This window comes from Pseudomonas sp. ES4, from assembly GCF_050586665.1.
GTDB lineage: Bacteria > Pseudomonadota > Gammaproteobacteria > Pseudomonadales > Pseudomonadaceae > Aquipseudomonas > Aquipseudomonas frederiksbergensis.
In genome coordinates this window covers 1-613 of record NZ_JBOBDO010000060.1, presented here as the reverse complement: position 1 = coordinate 613, position 613 = coordinate 1, and the positions used below count along the sequence as shown (strand labels likewise).

Below are 613 nucleotides of genomic sequence, written 5' to 3'. Positions count from 1 at the left end.
CGCCTGCAGCAGTTTGAACTTGTCCAGGTCGCGACCCGGCGCCATCAGCGACAACACGCTCGACCAGTCGAGCCAGGAGGCCCGCGCATCAGGGGCCAGGGCCTCCACCGCCGCCTGGATCATGCCCGCATCGCCCTCGGCGCTGAACAACACCACACCGTGCAACTTGAAACCCATCAGCGACAGCCGATGCGGGTGCAGCGGCCGCCGATGAAACCGGATATCGCTTGTATGCTCGCGGACCTGGCGCAGCACCCCGTAGGCGTTGGAACTGATGTCGTCTTTCAGCAGGGCGATCAGCGAGGCCAGTTCGAACGCCGCTTTTTCACTGGCGGCGCCATGCTGTTCCAGGGTTTGCCTTTTCTGCGCATCGGCCGGCAGCAGCCGGGCTTGCAGATGCGCTTGATACTGCCCGCCGAGGTCCAGCCGACGACACAGCGCGGCGATTTTACTCACCGTCATCGCGGGTATCAGCGACGGCTCCCCCCTGAAGTTGCTGCGATAGACCCCGGAGCCAGTGCGGAAATAATCGGCGGCAGTTTCCGGTTCCTCGAAATTATGCAGCGCCGCGTCCAGGAGGCTGGACTCGCGCAGATGGCTGGCGCCGCGATCG

At 64.4% G+C, this 613-nt stretch carries 1 protein-coding gene; it reads right to left on the bottom strand.

All coding sequences use genetic code 11. The annotated features are described in order from the left end of the window. The coding region (locus tag ACQ4OB_RS27825; RefSeq protein ID WP_430956869.1) for a dermonecrotic toxin domain-containing protein at positions 1-613 on the bottom strand (613 nt) is incomplete at both ends.